10 protein-coding genes are annotated in these 15996 nt (G+C 71.1%); 2 read left to right on the top strand and 8 right to left on the bottom strand.

The features are described 5' to 3' along the window. The first annotated feature begins 76 nt into the window (after positions 1-76). Both ACFYVL_RS39780 and ACFYVL_RS39775 read left to right on the top strand, forming a co-directional pair. The gene (locus ACFYVL_RS39780) at positions 77-2983 is read left to right on the top strand and encodes a CDP-glycerol glycerophosphotransferase family protein (protein WP_389254074.1); all 2907 of its coding nucleotides are present in this window, start codon (positions 77-79) and stop codon (positions 2981-2983) included. Then, positions 2980-4137, top strand: coding sequence for a glycosyltransferase family 4 protein (locus tag ACFYVL_RS39775; protein WP_389254072.1), 1158 nt, complete (start codon positions 2980-2982; stop codon positions 4135-4137). Before ACFYVL_RS39780 ends, ACFYVL_RS39775 begins: the two co-directional genes overlap by 4 nt. 161 nt (positions 4138-4298) lie before the next feature. Here the strand turns inward: ACFYVL_RS39775 and ACFYVL_RS39770 are convergent, their stop codons facing one another. From ACFYVL_RS39770 to ACFYVL_RS39735, 8 genes are all read right to left on the bottom strand, one after another. Further along, a complete protein-coding gene (locus ACFYVL_RS39770; RefSeq protein ID WP_389254070.1) occupies positions 4299-5918 on the bottom strand; it encodes a glycosyltransferase family 2 protein in 1620 nt (539 codons plus the stop codon). Positions 5919-6058: 140 nt separating this feature from the next. Further along, positions 6059-7498, bottom strand: coding sequence for a GTPase ObgE (gene obgE, locus ACFYVL_RS39765; RefSeq protein ID WP_389254068.1), 1440 nt, complete (start codon positions 7496-7498; stop codon positions 6059-6061). Between the two features lie 153 nt (positions 7499-7651). Continuing rightward, positions 7652-7909, bottom strand: coding sequence for a 50S ribosomal protein L27 (gene rpmA / locus ACFYVL_RS39760; protein ID WP_018103204.1), 258 nt, complete (start codon positions 7907-7909; stop codon positions 7652-7654). A gap of 11 nt (positions 7910-7920) precedes the next feature. Beyond that, on the bottom strand, positions 7921-8241 hold the full coding sequence (gene rplU / locus ACFYVL_RS39755) for a 50S ribosomal protein L21 (protein WP_389254066.1): 321 nt from the start codon (positions 8239-8241) through the stop codon (positions 7921-7923). A gap of 189 nt (positions 8242-8430) precedes the next feature. Continuing rightward, positions 8431-9522 carry an iron-containing alcohol dehydrogenase family protein gene (locus ACFYVL_RS39750; RefSeq protein ID WP_389254064.1) on the bottom strand — a complete coding sequence of 364 codons (1092 nt, stop codon included), beginning with the start codon at positions 9520-9522 and terminating at the stop codon, positions 8431-8433. Continuing rightward, positions 9510-10247 (bottom strand): sugar phosphate nucleotidyltransferase, encoded by a 738-nt coding sequence (locus tag ACFYVL_RS39745; RefSeq protein WP_389254061.1) that lies wholly within the window; start codon positions 10245-10247, stop codon positions 9510-9512. Before ACFYVL_RS39745 ends, ACFYVL_RS39750 begins: the two co-directional genes overlap by 13 nt. Positions 10248-10317: 70 nt before the next feature. Then, positions 10318-11226 carry a UTP--glucose-1-phosphate uridylyltransferase GalU gene (gene galU / locus ACFYVL_RS39740; RefSeq protein ID WP_389254059.1) on the bottom strand — a complete coding sequence of 303 codons (909 nt, stop codon included), beginning with the start codon at positions 11224-11226 and terminating at the stop codon, positions 10318-10320. 188 nt (positions 11227-11414) lie between these two features. Next, a complete protein-coding gene (locus ACFYVL_RS39735) occupies positions 11415-15959 on the bottom strand; it encodes a ribonuclease E/G (protein WP_389254057.1) in 4545 nt (1514 codons plus the stop codon). Between the last annotated feature and the right edge of the window lie 37 nt (positions 15960-15996).

Genomic DNA, 15996 nt, shown 5'->3' with positions numbered 1-15996 from the left:
TCAGTCGGCCATCCCCCACGACCCCGCAGTTGTGGGGGATCAGTAATCGCAACGTATCGAGGACGTGAACACAGAGGTGGCCTTGTCAAGCCCGTCTCCCTCGTCGGACAGCCTCCCGACGACCGTGCCGGACATCAGTGTTGTGGTCATTGTCTACAACGATGCCGACCGGTTGCCGACGGCCGTGCAGTCGGTCCTGGACCAGTCCCTGCACAACGTCGAAGTGATCATCGCGGACGACTGTTCCACGGACGGTTCGTACACCGTGGCCAGGTCGCTCGCGGCCCGGCACCCCGACCGGGTCAGGGCGATCCAGTTGGAGGAGAACAGCGGGGGCTGCGGCGAGCCGCGCAACCAGGGCATCGCCGTGGCGCGCGGTCGTTACGTGATGTTCCTGGACAGTGACGACACGCTGGAGCTCAACGCCTGCCGCAACATGCTGGAGGCCGCCGAGACGACCGGTGCGGATCTGGTGTCGGGCCTGTGCCTGCGCGTCCACGTCGACAGCAGGCACGGCAAGACGACCGAGTGGTACCGCTGGCTGTACAACTCCACGCGCACGCTCGACTCCGTTGCGGAACTCCCCGACCTGCTGGTCTTCGACACCCTGTCGACGAACAAGTGCTACCGGCGCGAATTCCTGATCGAGAGCAACCTCAGCTTCCCCAAGCGAATTCACTACGAGGACCTGCTTTTCTCCGCCCAGGCATATTTGGCAGCTTCTCGTATCACCCTCATTCCGAACACCGTTTATTACTGGAATGTGGTCGAGAAGACCGAGAAGAAGTCGATCAGTAATCGCCGCAACGAAATCAACAATTTCGCGGACCGGGTGGAGATCCACCGGAGGATCGACAAAATCCTCAAGTCCCGCGGTATGGACGACCTGAAGCTGCACAAGGACATCAAGTTCCTGAAGCACGACCTGGTCCTCTACTTGCGCGAGCTGCCGTTCCTGGACGACGACTACCGGCACGCCTTCGCCGAGATGGCCCGCGAGTACGTCCAGTCGTTCGCCCCCGAGGCGTACAACGAGCTGCACCCGGCCCACGCCATCTGCGCGTACCTCCTCCTCCAGGAGGACTGGGACAACCTGATGCCCGCGATCGACATGCTCCTGAACAGGAACAAGCTCGCGGTGCCGCTGGTGGAGAAGGACGGGCGGATCTACTGGTGCGAGGAGCACCTGGAGGACGACCACGCCCGCGCGCTGCTGGACGTCACGGACCTCGGCTACCACACCAGGCCGGTGGAGAAGCTGGACCTGCGCAACAGCCTGACCGGCTACACCGAGCACCCCTCGGACGTCGTGCTGAGCGGTGCGGTGGTCAACCCGCTGGGCAAGATCGGACCGGACGCGAAGCTGTCCGCCGAGATCGTCCTGAAGGCCCGCCGCACCAGCCTCCAGACGTTCCGCTTCCCCGTCCGCAGCGTCCGCCTCGACGGCGACCGCGTGCTCTGGGAGGCGTCCCTGCCGCTGGCCAAGGAACTGCGCCCGCTGGGCATCGTGGACGACGTGTGGAACGTCCGGATGCACCTGAAGGTCGACGGGAAGACCACGGTCGGCGCCATCACCGTCGGACAGGCCGACATCGAGCGGACCGGCATCCTCACCGTCAAGCCCAGGCTGACGCGGCTGGCGGGCGACCGCATAGAGGCAGAGGTCTCCGGACGCGGTCACCTGGCGTTCCACATCGTGCAGCACAGCGCGGCCTCGCAGAAGGCCCGCGCGCTGATCCAGAACAACATGGACAGCCTGCCGGCGCGGATCGCCAAGACCACGTACCGCAAGGCGCGCGACGTGCGCAAGGACCTCAACTCCGGGCCCCGCAAGATCGACGGCTACCACCGCATGATCAAGGCGCTGCCGGTCCGCAAGGGCACCGTCGTCTTCGAGAGCCACCTCGGCAAGCAGTACAGCGACAGCCCCCGCGCGATTTACGAGGAGCTGAAGCGGCGCGGCGCCCCGATCCACGCGATCTGGTCGTACGCCGGTGCCAAGCCGACCGGTTTCCCGGCCGACGTCGAACTGGTCAAGCGCTGGTCGTGGAAGTACCTGCGGGCGCTCGCCCAGGCAGAGTTCTGGATCGACAACCAGGGCTTCCCTCTGAAGCTGAAGAAGCGTCCCGAGACGACGTACATCCAGACCTGGCACGGCTCCGCGCTGAAGCGGATGGGCTTCGACGAGCCCGGCTACCGGCTGATGTCGGAGGGCGAGCAGGCCGCGTACCAGACCTCCCTGGACCGCTTCGACCACTTCGTGGTGCGCACCGAGCACGACGTGCGGACGCTGGCGCGCGCCTACCGGATGCCGGAGAGCAAGCTGCTGCGCACCGGTTACCCGCGCAACGACGCCCTGGTGAAGGGCCGTGACGCGACCGCGGAGAGCAGTGAGGTCAAGGAGCTCAAGGAGCGCCTGGGCATCCGCCCGGGGCTGCCGGTGGTGCTGTACGCGCCGACCTTCCGCGCCAACGCCCAGGGCAAGGTGCAGAAGTTCGAGTTCCCGTTCTCCATCGAGGAGCTGGCGGAGCGGTTCGGGGACAAGTTCACGCTGCTGGTGCGCACGCACTACCTCAACCAGGTGTCGCTGCCGCCGGCGATGGCGGGACGGGTCGTCAACGTCTCGGAGGAGCCGGACATCACTCCGCTGCTGCTCGCCTCCGACGTGCTGATCACGGACTACTCCTCCGTGATGTTCGACTACGCGCTGCTGCAGCGACCGATGATCTTCTTCGCGTACGACTGGGAGGAGTACTCGCAGGACATCCGCGGCACGTACTTCAACCTGCTGGAAACGGCGCCGGGTCCGGTACCGCGCGACGAGGAGGCACTGTTCTCGGTGCTGGAGGACCTGGAGGCCGTACGCACGCAGTACGGGCCGCAGGTCAAGGAATTCGTGGACCGGTACGGCGAGTACGACCACGGTGACGCGGCCGCGCAGATCGCGGACCGCTTCTTCGGCGGAAAGGGCCGTACCCGATGACGCAGCACCCGAAGACCCGCGACATCTTCTTCGTGGCCAACGAGGTCGACGAGCTGGGCGGCGTCGCCCGCTGGCAGGCGCAGATGGCGGCGCTGCTCGCCGAGCGCGGCCACCGGGTCACCATCGTCGGCATCGCGCCGGCCGAGGTGGCCATGGACCTCGGGGAGAACCCTCCGTTCAAAACGGTCACGCTGTACGACCGGCGGCCGCCCGGCCGCAAGCCGGTCCACGGGCTGCGCGGCAAGGTCGACGTGGCCGCCCGGCTGCACAACTCGCGGCGCGAGACGGGGATGCGCGAGGCTTCGGCGAAGCTGTCCCGGATGTTCCGGGCCGCTGCCCCGGGCGCGATGATCGTCGTGACGCAGGTGTGGGCGATGGAGTGGGTGGCCCTCGCCGACACCGCGGGTCACCCGGTCATCGGCATGAGCCACGAGAGCTACGACTACTCGCGGCAGTCCTCGCGCTTCGGCCGCGTCCTCAAGCACTACAAGGACGTCGACCGGCTGCTGCTGCTCACGCAGGAGGACGCCGACAAGTGGGCGGTCAAGGGCCTCAACAACGTCGGGTTCATGCCGAACCCGCTGCCGATGATGCCGGAGACGGTTTCCCCGCGCTCCGAGAAGACCGTGGTGAGCATCGGCCGCCTCAGCCACCAGAAGGGCCTCGACATGATGCTCGACGCCTGGGCGGAGGCAGCACCGCAGGTGCCGGGCTGGAAGCTGAAGCTGTACGGCGCGGGCGAGCTTGAGCACTCGCTCAAGAAGCAGGCGAAGGAACTCGGTCTGGACGATTCGGTGGAGTGGGCCGGACAGACCCGCGACGTCGTCGGCGCGCTGCACGGGGCCTCGGTGTTCGCGCAGTCGTCCCGCGGCGAGGGCTTCCCGCTGGCGCTGCTGGAAGCGATGGCGTGCGGGGTTCCGTGCGCGGCGTTCGACTGCGCACCGGGTGTGCACGAGATCATCCAGGACGAGGTCGACGGGCTTCTCGCCCGGCCCGGCAACACTCCGGAGCTGGCACGGCAGTTGGTGCGGCTGATGCAGGACCAGGAGATGCGCGACCGGATGGGCGACCTGGCCCGGAAGAACGTGCAGCGCTACTCCCCCGAGTCGATCACCCAGCGCTGGGAAGAACTCTTCACCTTCCTGGAGCGATAGCGGGCAAACGCGCTCCCGGTGCGGCGGCGAACGATCGCCGCCGCACCGCGCGCACAGACTCGCGCGCACAGAACAGCCGCCCCGCACGCACAGAACAACAGAACAGTGGCCCCCTTCCGCAGTCGCGGAAGGGGGCCACTGTTCTGTCGGCTTCTCTTCTTCTACCGCTTCACCTTGCGCGCCAGCCTCTTGAGCCGGCGGCCCAGTACGTCCTGTGCTCCGCGCACTCCGCCGACCACGCGCACCGTCAGCGCCCGGCGGGGGGTCACATGCGCCTGGACGAGCAGCGGAAGTCCGGCGCCGAGCACGACGTTGCGGCGCGCCACCGCGGACGACGCGGCACGCACCTCCGCGGGGATGCGGGTGCCGTCCGCGCACACCACCTCGGCGTGCACCCGCCAGGCCATCAGCCGCTCGCGGTCCGACAGGTCGCGTGCCCGCACCGAGAACTCGGCCCGCCAGGCGTCGTCCCCGCCGTCGCGCAGGGGCTGTTCCTGCTCCAGCGCGGGGCGGGCGCCCCGCTGGTCGGTCAGCCGCAGCAGCAGCGACGTGGGGCCGAGCGGGGCGAGCAGCCCGTGGAGTTCGCGCACGGTCAGGGCGAACCCGAGCCGGGGCCCCACGCTCAGCGTGCCCTCCACGGTCAACGGCAGCTTGCGGGCGGGCAGTTCGGCCAGCCCGTCCAGCTCGACCTCGGGCAGACCCCGCGCCAGTACCGGTACGCCCGCGTCGTTGACGCTCGACGGCGGCAGCAGCCGGGGCGGCTGGGCGGCGAGCGCCACGACGCGCTCCAGTTCGACGGGGGCGCCATGGGCGAGCAGGGCGCGGGCCAGCCAGCGGGACGGCGCCTCGGCGGCCTCGTACGCGGCCTCGTCGAAGGAGGTGAGGTACGCGCGCGTGGCGCTCCACCAGTCGGCCCGGTAGTCGGCGCTGCGCTGCGGCAGTTCCCTGGTGTACATGGGCAGGTCGTAGTCGAGGAACTTGACCTGGGCTGCCAGGGCGAGGGTGGCGGAGCCCGCGGTACGGAATTCCTCGACGACGCGGCGGTGGGCCTCGACGCGGTGTTCCCAGTTGGCGATGGTGGCGCGGCGCAGCGAGATGGAGAGTTCGGCGGCGTCGCGGCGGACGTGCCACACGTACACGGGGTCGTCGACGACGGCGATCCGCGGGGCGGCGGCGTACACCTTCGCGGTGAAGACGAAGTCCTCGTAGTGGAAGGCGCCGTCGGGGAAGGTCGCGTCGTGTCCGGTGAGGAAGTCGCGCCGGTAGAGCTTGTTGACGGAGAGGGTGTCGAGGAGGAGTTCGGGGTGGTCTGCCAGGCCGTCCAGGACGGTGCCGGGCAGGGTGGCGCCGGCGGTGGGGTCGTAGAGGGCGGGGGCCCACACGGTGTCGCGGCCCTCGGGCAGTTCGCGGCGTACGCAGGCACCGGCGACGACGTCGATGTCCGGGCGGGCGGCGGCGGTCAGGGCGTCGACCGCGCCCGTCGGGTAGACGTCGTCGCTGTCCAGGAACATCACGTACGGGTGTTTCGCGGCGGCGATGCCGTCGTTGCGGGGGGTGCCGCAGCCGCCGCTGTTCTCGGTGCGGTGCAGGGGGCGGACCCGCGGGTGCTGTGCGGCGAGCGCGTCGACCGCCTCCCGGGTGCCGTCGGTGGACGCGTCGTTGACGACGATCACCTCGCCGACGGCTTCGCCCTGGGCGAGCGCGGAGTGGACGGCGGTGGCCACCTGTTCCGCGTCGTTGTAGACGATGACGACAACGCTGACCGTTACGTCGGATTCCACCGGGCGGCTCCCAAAAATTGCTCGTCGTGTGCGGACTCCATCCTTGCCGGTCCGCGTGTCAATGCGAAAAGGGGGGCCCTGGTCGGGCCCCCCTTTTTCTCCGGATCATTCGCCCGTGGGGCGGAAGTGTCCGTGAAGGACTAGAACGGCTTGAACTCGTCGTATTCCTGCTGCGAGTTGTCGCGCTCGGCCTCGCGGTCCTTGCGGCGGGTGGCCGCGGGGCGCGGTGCGTCGAGGCGGTGGTCCTCGCCGCGGCGGCCGAGCATCTCGGCGCCGGCCATCACGGTCGGCTCCCAGTCGAAGACCACGGAGTTCTCGTCGGAGCCGATGGCGACGGCGTCGCCCGCACGGGCGCCGGCCTTCATCAGTTCGGTCTCGACGCCCAGGCGGCTGAGCCGGTCGGCGAGGTAGCCGACGGCCTCGTCGTTGTTGAAGTCGGTCTGCTGGACCCAGCGCTCGGGCTTCTCGCCGCGCACCCGGTAGACGTCCTCCGCCTCGTCCCTGATGACGGTGAAGCCGCTGTCGTCGACGGCCTTGGGCCGGATGACGATGCGGGTCGCCTCTTCCTGCGGCTTGCGGGCGCGGAGCTTGGCGATGCCCTGGGCGAGCGCGAAGGACAGTTCCTTCAGGCCGGCGCGGGTCACGGCGGACACTTCGAAGACCTTGTAGCCGCGGGCTTCGAGGTCGGGGCGGATCATGTCCGCGAGTTCCTGGCCGTCGGGGATGTCGACCTTGTTGAGGACGACGAGGCGCGGCCGGTCGTCGAGGCCGCCGTACCGCTTGAGCTCCTCCTCGATGACGTCGAGGTCGGAGATCGGGTCGCGGTCGGACTCCAGGGTCGCCGTGTCCAGGACGTGCACGAGGACCGAGCAGCGCTCGACGTGCCGCAGGAACTCCAGGCCGAGGCCGCGGCCCTCGCTGGCGCCGGGGATGAGGCCGGGGACGTCGGCGATGGTGTAGACGGTCGAGCCCGCCGTGACGACGCCCAGGTTGGGGACGAGCGTGGTGAACGGGTAGTCCGCGATCTTCGGCTTGGCCGCCGAGAGCACCGAGATCAGCGAGGACTTGCCGGCGCTCGGGTAGCCCACCAGGGCCACGTCGGCGACGGTCTTGAGCTCCAGGACGATGTCGGCGGACTTGCCGGGCTCGCCGAGCAGCGCGAAGCCGGGGGCCTTGCGGCGGGCGGAGGACAGGGCGGCGTTGCCGAGGCCGCCGCGGCCGCCCTCACCGGCGATGAAGGTGGTGCCCTGGCCGACCAGGTCCGCGAGGACGTTGCCGTCCTTGTCGAGGACGACGGTGCCGTCGGGCACGGGCAGGACGAGGTCCTGGCCGTCCTTGCCGGAGCGGTTGTCGCCGCCGCCGGGCTGGCCGTTGGTGGCCTTGCGGTGCGGGCTGTGGTGGTAGTCGAGCAGCGTGGTCACGGCCTGGTCGACGACGAGGATGATGTCGCCGCCGCGTCCGCCGTTGCCGCCGTCGGGGCCGCCGAGCGGCTTGAACTTCTCACGGTGTACGGAGGCGCAGCCGTGGCCTCCGTTACCCGCGGCGACATGCAGTTCGACGCGGTCCACGAAGGTGGTCATGGGTGTCCTCCAGTACAGGTAATGCGGAATGTCTACATACGTAACACGCCGAGGGCGGACACGCTTCCCTAGCCGGGAAGTGCGTCCGCCCTCGGAACGTGCTGTGTCTCGCTCGGGACTCCTTGGTGGAGTCCGCTACGAAAGCCTGCTTGTTCAGCCGGCGATCGGAACGATGTTCACGACCTTGCGACCACGGTGCGTACCGAACTCGACCGCACCGGCGGCGAGAGCGAACAGCGTGTCGTCGCCACCGCGGCCGACGCCCGTGCCCGGGTGGAAGTGGGTGCCGCGCTGGCGGACCAGGATCTCACCGGCGTTGACGGCCTGGCCGCCGAAGCGCTTGACGCCGAGCCGCTGAGCGTTGGAGTCGCGACCGTTCCGAGTGGACGATGCGCCCTTCTTGTGTGCCATGTCTCAGTCCCTTACTTCGCAGCCGTGGGGATACCGGTGACCTTGATCGCCGTGTACTGCTGGCGGTGACCCTGGCGACGGCGGTAGCCGGTCTTGTTCTTGTAGCGGAGAATGTCGATCTTCTCGCCCTTGTGGTGGTCCACGACCTCGGCCGTGACCTTGATCCCGGCCAGGACCCACGGGTCGCTGGTCACGGCGTCACCGTCGACAACGAGCAGCGTCGAAAGCTCGACCGCGTCGCCAACCTTGGCAGTGGAAATCTTGTCAACCTCAACGATGTCGCCGACAGCAACCTTGTGCTGGCGACCACCGCTGCGCACGATGGCGTACACGCGGATCTCACTTTCACTCGAAGACGGGACCCCTGATGCCAGCCGCTTCCGGCGTGAAACAGGACGAGCGGCCTCTCCCGCACAGGTCCTCGGGAGGACTGTTCAGGAGGGGATTGCTCAGGGGTTTGGCGCACAAAAAGACGCCGACGGTCAAAGTTACGGGACCTTGCCCGGCCGGGTCAAACCGGGCTAACGGCGGACGCCGCCCTGTCCACCGGACTCGCCGACGGCCTTCACCAGAGCGCCGTAGGCGTCCCTGATTCCGTCCTCGGACAGCTCCAGGTGTTCCAGGATCGTGAAGCGTCCCGGCCGGGTCTGCGGCGCGTAGGTGACCGCCTGGACGAATTCGTCGACCGTGAAGCCGATGTCGCCGGGCAGCACCGGCATGCCGTGCCTGCGCAGTACGTCCGCGAACAGCCCGGCCTCCTCGTGCGCGCCGCGCAGGTGCATCGCGAAGACCGCGCCGATCCCGACCTGCTCGCCGTGCAGCGCGGCACGCTGCGGGAAGAGCAGGTCGAAGGCGTGGCTGATCTCGTGGCAGGCACCGGACGAGGGCCGGGTGTCGCCGCTGATCGACATGGAGATGCCGGACAGGACGAGTGCCTCGGAGAGCACGGTGAGGAACGCGTCCTGGGTGACGTCGCCGGGGTGGCGCAGCACCGCCTCGCCCGCCTGGCGGGCCATCGCGGCGGCGAGTCCGTCCACCTTCTCGCCGTTGACCTCGTGGGACAGTTCCCAGTCGGCGACGGCGGAGATGTTGGACAGCGCGTCGCCGATCCCGGACCTGACGAAGCGGGGCGGGGCGTCGCGGATGACGTCGAGGTCGATGAGCATCGCGATGGGCGTGGGCACGCCGTAGGAGCCGCGCCCGTTGTCGTTGTCCAGGATGGACACCGGGGAGCACAGGCCGTCGTGCGACAGGTTCGTCGCGACGGCGACCATGGGCAGCCCGATCCGTGCGGCGGCGTACTTGGCGACGTCGATGATCTTGCCGCCGCCGAGGCCGACCACCGCGTCGTACCGCTTGCGGCCCTTCATCTCCTCGGCGAGTGCGACCGCCGCGTCGATGGTGCCCGCGCCGACCGGGTACCAGTCGGCGTCGGGCAGGACGGGTGCCAGCTTCTCCTGGAGCACCCGTCCCGACCCGCCGCTGATGGCGATGGCCAGCTTGCCCGAGCCGGAGATCCGCTGGTCCGCCAGGAGGCCGGCGAGATCGTCCAGGGCGCCCCTGGAGATGTCGACGGCGACCGGCGAGGGGATCAGCCGGGTCAGTACTGGCACGCGATCTCCCGGCCCTTGGCGAGGTCGTCGTGGTTGTCGATCTCGACCCACTTGAGGTCGCCGATCGGGGCCACGTCGATGCGCACGCCGCGGTTGACCATCTCCTGGTAGCCGTCCTCGTAGTAGAGGTCGGGGTCCCGCTCGAAGGTGGTCCTGAGCGCGTCGGCGAGGGCCTCGGCGGCCTCCGGCTCGATCAGGGTGACGCCGATGTACTCGCCGGTGGCGGAGGCGGGGTCCATCAGCTTGGTGATCCGGCTGACCGCGCCGGACTCGTCGGTGATGACCTTCATCTCCTCGTCGGCGAGGTTCTTCACCGTGTCGAGGGCGAGGATGATCTGCTGCCCGTCGCCGCGGGCGGCCAGCAGGGTCTCCTCGACGGAGACGGGGTGCACGGTGTCGCCGTTGGCGAGGATCACGCCCTGCTTGAGGACGTCGCGCGCGCACCACAGGGAGTAGGCGTTGTTCCACTCCTCGGCCTTGTCGTTGTCGATGAGCGTGAGCTTCACGCCGTACTTCGACTCCAGCTCGGCCTGGCGGGCGTAGACGGCTTCCTTGCGGTAGCCGACGACGACGGCGACCTCGGTCAGGCCGACCTTGGCGAAGTTGCCCAGGGTCAGGTCGAGGACGGTGGTCTCGCCGTCCACGGGGACGAGCGCCTTGGGCAGCGTGTCGGTGTAGGGACGCAGACGCCGTCCGGCGCCCGCCGCCAGTACCAGGCCGATCATGGGTTTCTCCTTCGAGCAGGTGGAGCAGGTCGAGCAGGGGAACGGGGTGAGGGAGGCAGGCCCGTAGGGGCTACATCTCCTCCGCGACGTAGCCGCGCAGCCACGTCTTGAAGTCGGGGCCGAGGTCGGCGCGCTCGGCGGCGAGCCGGACGATGGCCTTCAGGTAGTCGCCGCGGTCGCCGGTGTCGTAGCGGCGGCCCTTGAAGACGACGCCGTGCACCGGGCCGCCGACGTTCTCGTCCGCGGCGAGGGTCTGCAGGGCGTCGGTGAGCTGGATCTCGCCGCCGCGGCCGGGCTCCGTCTTGCGCAGGACCTCGAAGACGGCCGGGTCGAGGACGTAGCGGCCGATGATGGCCAGGTTGCTCGGGGCCTCCTCCGTGGCGGGCTTCTCGACCAGACCGTTGATCTTGACGACGTCGCCGTCGGCGGTGGTCTCGACGGCCGCGCAGCCGTACAGGTGGATCTGCTCCGGGTCGACCTCCATCAGCGCGACGACGCTGCCGCCGTACGTCTGCTGGACCTCGACCATGCGGGCGAGCAGCGGGTCGCGGGGGTCGATCAGGTCGTCGCCGAGGAGGACGGCGAACGCCTCGTCGCCGACGTGCGGGGCGGCGCACAGCACGGCGTGACCGAGGCCCCTGGGGTCGCCCTGGCGGACGTAGTGCATGGTCGCCAGGTCGCTGGACTCCTGCACGCGCGCGAGACGGTCGGCGTCGCCCTTCTTGGTGAGGGCGGACTCCAGCTCGTAGTTGCGGTCGAAGTGGTCCTCAAGGGCCCGCTTGTTACGGCCGGTGATCATGAGTACGTCGGAGAGTCCCGCGCCGGCGGCTTCCTCGACCACGTACTGGATCGCGGGCTTGTCGACGACCGGCAGCATTTCCTTGGGCGTCGCCTTGGTCGCCGGGAGGAAACGGGTGCCGAGACCCGCGGCCGGGATGACGGCCTTGCGTATGGGGCGAGGGGTGGCGCTGTTGCTCATGGGGTTACGAACTCTCCGTCGTTCAGGGACATTGCGCGGCCGTGGGGCCTGCGTGTTCCGGGAAGACTCCCGGACGTTCCCGGATACCAGGGTGGCCAGTGCCTGGTACGGGCACTGGCCACCCTGCTTCCGGCCCAGGGCCGGATCCGCCGGGAACTGCGGGTGATGCGGGTACTTCGGGTACTGCGTCAGTCCTGCGCGGAGGCGGACACGGAGGGCGTTGTCTGCTCCGCCGCGGCCGTCTTCTTCGCAGTCTTCTTGGCCGCCGTCTTCGTCGCCGTCTTGGTGGCGGTCTTCTTGGCAGCGGTCTTCTTGGCCGTCGTCTTCTTGGCGGCGGCCTTCTTCGCCGGTGCGGCCTTCTTGGCGGCGGTCTTGCGTGCCGTCTTCTTGGCCGGGGCCGGAGCCTCGGTCGCGGCCTCGGCGCCCTCGGGCGCCGCTGCCTCGGCCGCGGTGTCCGCCGCCTGCCCGTCCGTCGCGGCCTGCGCGGCTGCCGTCGGCGCGGTCTCGACCACGAGGACGGCGGCCTCGGCCGACCCGGCGGGCGAACCCGCGGGGGCGGTGGCCTTGCGGGTCGCCCTGCGGCGGGCCCGCGGCGGGGCGGCCTCGGCGGGAGCCTCGACCGGAACCTCGGCGGGAGCCTCGGCCTCGGCCGGAGCCTCGACGGGGGCCTCGGCGGCCGGAGCCTTCGGCTCCTCGACCACGGTCACCTCGGCGGGTGCCTCCGCGCCCTTGGGCGAACCGGCCGGGGCCGACGCCTTCCGGGTCGCCCGGCGGCGGCCTCGCGGCGCGGCCGGCGCGGCCTCCTCCTCGGCGGGAGCCGCCACGGGTGCCTCGGCCGGAACCTCAGCAGCCTCCACGACGACCTCCGCGGCGGCGGCCTCCACCGCCGGAGCGGCGGTTTCGGCGACGGCCTCGGACACGGCCTCCGGCGCCTCCTGGGCGACCGGCGCGTCCTGCGCCTCCGGCTCCGCCTCGGCGACCGCGGCGCCGCCCTTCGCCTTCATCGGCGACGCGTGCTCGATGTAGTCGGCCGGCGAGGTCCTGCCGCGCGGCGCACCGGCCGGGGCCGACGCCTTGCGGGAGCGACGGCGGCCACGACCGCGCGAGGCGGCTGCCTCGGCCTCCGCCGCGCTGCTGTACAGCTCCTCGTCCGGTACGAACTCCGGGGACGGCAGCGCGATCGGCGCGGCCACCTCGGCGGCGAGTTCCGCCTCGGTCTCGTGCGCGTCCTCGTGCGCCTCGTCCTGGGCGTGGTCCTGCCCGTTCTCGTGCCGGCCGTGGTCGTGGGCCTGCTCGTGACCGTGCTCGTGGTCGACGGCGCCCGCGCCCTTGCCGCGCTTCTTCGCACGCTTGGAACCGCCGCCGCCGACCGCGGTGGGCTGCTCCATGTGCACGATGACGCCGCGCCCGTTGCAGTGGACGCAGGTCTCGGAGAAGGACTCCAGGAGGCCCTGGCCGACCCGCTTGCGGGTCATCTGCACGAGGCCGAGCGAGGTGACCTCGGCGACCTGGTGCTTCGTACGGTCGCGGCCCAGGCACTCCAGCAGTCGCCGCAGCACCAGGTCCCGGTTCGACTCCAGGACCATGTCGATGAAGTCGATGACGACGATGCCGCCCAGGTCGCGCAGCCGCAGCTGGCGCACGATCTCCTCGGCCGCTTCGAGGTTGTTCTTCGTCACGGTCTCTTCGAGGTTGCCGCCCTGACCGGTGAACTTCCCCGTGTTGACGTCGACGACGATCATCGCCTCGGTCTTGTCGATGACCAGCGAACCGCCGGACGGCAGGTAGACCTTGCGGTCCAGCGCCTTCATCAGCTGCTCGTCGATCCGGTAGGTCGCGAAGACGTCGACCTCGGAGGTCCAGCGGGAGAGCCGGTCGGTGAGGTCGGGCGCGACGTGGGCGACGTAGCCGTGGATGGTCTCCCACGCCTCGTCACCGCTGACGATGACCTTGGAGAAGTCCTCGTTGAAGATGTCGCGGACGACCCGGACGGTCATGTCCGGCTCGCCGTAGAGCAGGGTCGGCGCGTGGGACGAGCCGCTGCTCTTCGCCTTCTTCTGGATGTCCTCCCACTGCGCCTGCAGACGCTCGACGTCGCGGCGCAGCTCGTCCTCGCTCGCGCCCTCGGCGGCGGTGCGCACGATGACGCCCGCGTCCTCGGGGACGATCTTCTTGAGGATGGTCTTCAGACGCGCCCGCTCGGTGTCCGGGAGCTTGCGGCTGATGCCGGTCATGGAGCCCTCGGGCACGTACACGAGGTAGCGGCCCGGCAGCGAGACCTGGCTGGTCAGACGGGCGCCCTTGTGGCCGATCGGGTCCTTGGTGACCTGTACGAGCACGGACTGGCCGGACTTGAGGGCGCTCTCGATGCGGCGCGGGCCGTGGGCCATGCCGAGCGCCTCGAAGTTGACCTCACCGGCGTACAGGACGGCGTTGCGCCCCTTGCCGATGTCGATGAACGCGGCCTCCATGGACGGGAGGACGTTCTGCACCTTGCCCAGGTAGACGTTGCCGACGTAGGACGTCGACTGCTCCTTGTTGACGTAGTGCTCGACGAGGATGTTGTCCTCGAGGACGCCGATCTGGGTGCGCTCGCCGTTCTGGCGGACGACCATGACGCGCTCGACGGCCTCGCGGCGCGCCAGGAACTCCGCCTCGGTGATGATCGGGACGCGGCGGCGGCCCTGCTCGCGGCCCTCGCGGCGGCGCTGCTTCTTGGCCTCCATGCGGGTCGAGCCCTTGATGGACTGGACCTCGTCGAAGCCGGTGCCGGGCTCGCGCTCGGCGGACTCCTTCTTGCGCGGCTCACGGACCTTGACGACGGTGCGCTCCGGGTCGTCGGATCCGCCCTGCGCCTCGTCGTGGCCGGAGTCGCCGCTGCGACGGCGGCGGCGCCGACGGCGACGGCTGCTGGAGGAGCCGGCCCCGGCCTGCTGCTCGTCGTCGTGGTCGTCGGAGTCGTCCTCGTCGGAGGCCTCCTGCACGGCGGCGGGCTGCGGGTCGGCCGCGTACTCGGCGCGCTCGCCCCGGCCGCCCTGCTCGGTGCCCTCGTGCTCGTCGGCGTCCAGGGCCTCGCCCCGGCGACGGCGGCGGCCACCGCGGCGGCGACGGCGCGCCCTGCGGTCGTCGGCGTCGTCGGACTCCTCGTGGCCCTCGGCCTCGTGGGCCGGCTCGGCGTCCTCGTCGTCCTCGTCGTGCCCGGCCTCCTGGGCGGGGGCCTCGGCGCGGCGCTGCTGCACGTCCTCGGCGGGCTCGCCACGACGGCGGCGGCGACGGCGGCCACCGGTCTGCGCGGCGGGCTCGGCCGTCTCCGCGACGGGAGCCTCGACGACGGCCTCGGCCTCGGTCTCCTCGTCCTCCTCCGGCTCCTCGACGGGCTCGGCGGCGGCGGCCATGGCCGCGGTCTCCGGGGTCTGGAACATGGGCTCGGCGAAGACCGGGGCCTGGAACACGGCGACGGCGGGGCGCTGCGCGCGGCGGCGCGAACGCGGCGACTCCTCGGCCGCCTCCTTCTTCGCGGCGGGCCCGGCGGCCTCGGCGGCGGCCGGCTCCGCGGTGAACTTCGGCGTCGTGGCCGGGCGGCTCGCCCGACGGCGCGAGCGTCCGCGCGGCGCCTCCTCCTCGGCGGGAGCGGCCTCCGCACCGGTCTCCGTCACGGTCTCGGTCACGGCGACGGGCTCGGCCGGGGTCTCCTCGGCGGCGGGTGCCTCCTCGGCGGGGGCGGGCGCGGTGGCCTTGCGGACGGCACGGCGACGGCTGCGCGGCGCCGCGGCGGCCGTCTCCTCGTCCTGCCGTACGTCCGGGGTCTCCTGCGTCTCCTGCGGTACGGAAGCCACGGCCGGGGCCTCCTCGGCCACGGGCTCGGCGGCCGACGCGGGCGAGCCCGCCGGAGCGGTCGCCTTGCGGGTGGCACGGCGACGGGTGCGCGGCGCCGGGGCTGCCGTCTCCTCGTCCTGCCGTACGTCCGGGGTCTCCTGCGTCTCCTGCGGTACGGAGGCCTCGGCCACGGCGGGGGTCTCCTCGGCAGCGGTACCGGTGACGGGCGCGGTCGCCTTGCGCACTGCACGGCGACGCGTGCGCGGCGCCGGAGCCTCGGCCTCGGCGGCAGGCGCCTCCTCGGCGGCAGGGACCTCGGCGGCGGGGGCCTCGGCGGCAGGGGCGCCGGCCGGGGCGGTGGCCTTGCGGGTGGCGCGGCGGCGCACCGGCGCGGCGGTCTCGGCCTCGGCGGCCGGGGCCTCCTCCGACGCGGGCGCGGCGTCCTCGGCGGCGGTCCGCCCGCCGGGCGCACCGGCCGGGGAGGTCGCCTTGCGCACGGCACGGCGGCGCGTGCGCGGCGCCGGAGCCTCGGCCTCGGCGGCGGGCGCCTCCTCGGCGGCAGGGGCCTGTGCGGCGGGGGCCTCGGCAGCAGGGGCCTCGGCGCTCTTCGCGGGCGAGCCCGCCGGGGCGGTCGCCTTCCGGGTAGCCCGGCGGCGCGGGCGGGCCGGGGCTGCCGGCTCTTCGTTGGTGCTGGTCTGGTCAGTGGTGTCGCTCACGGCACCCTCTCCGGCCGGTATGGCCGGAGCCGCGGCCTCTACGGTCTTGGCGGCATCCGACTGGTCCGGCTGGTCCTGCCGGCTCGCGCCGCCCCCGGGGGGCCCGGCGGGACGCGAGGCGGCGCGGCGCCTGCGGCGCGGCGGCAGTGTGTCGCTGGGCGAAGTCTGGTCGGCCTCAGCGGGTTCGATCGGCTCAAGCATGCGGGGTTCTCCCGTCACGCTCCCGGGCGCCGCGCCT

Source organism: Streptomyces sp. NPDC004111, assembly GCF_042874215.1.
GTDB lineage: Bacteria > Actinomycetota > Actinomycetes > Streptomycetales > Streptomycetaceae > Streptomyces.
Note: the sequence above shows the minus strand (reverse complement) of the source record. Positions and strands in the feature narration are given on the sequence as shown.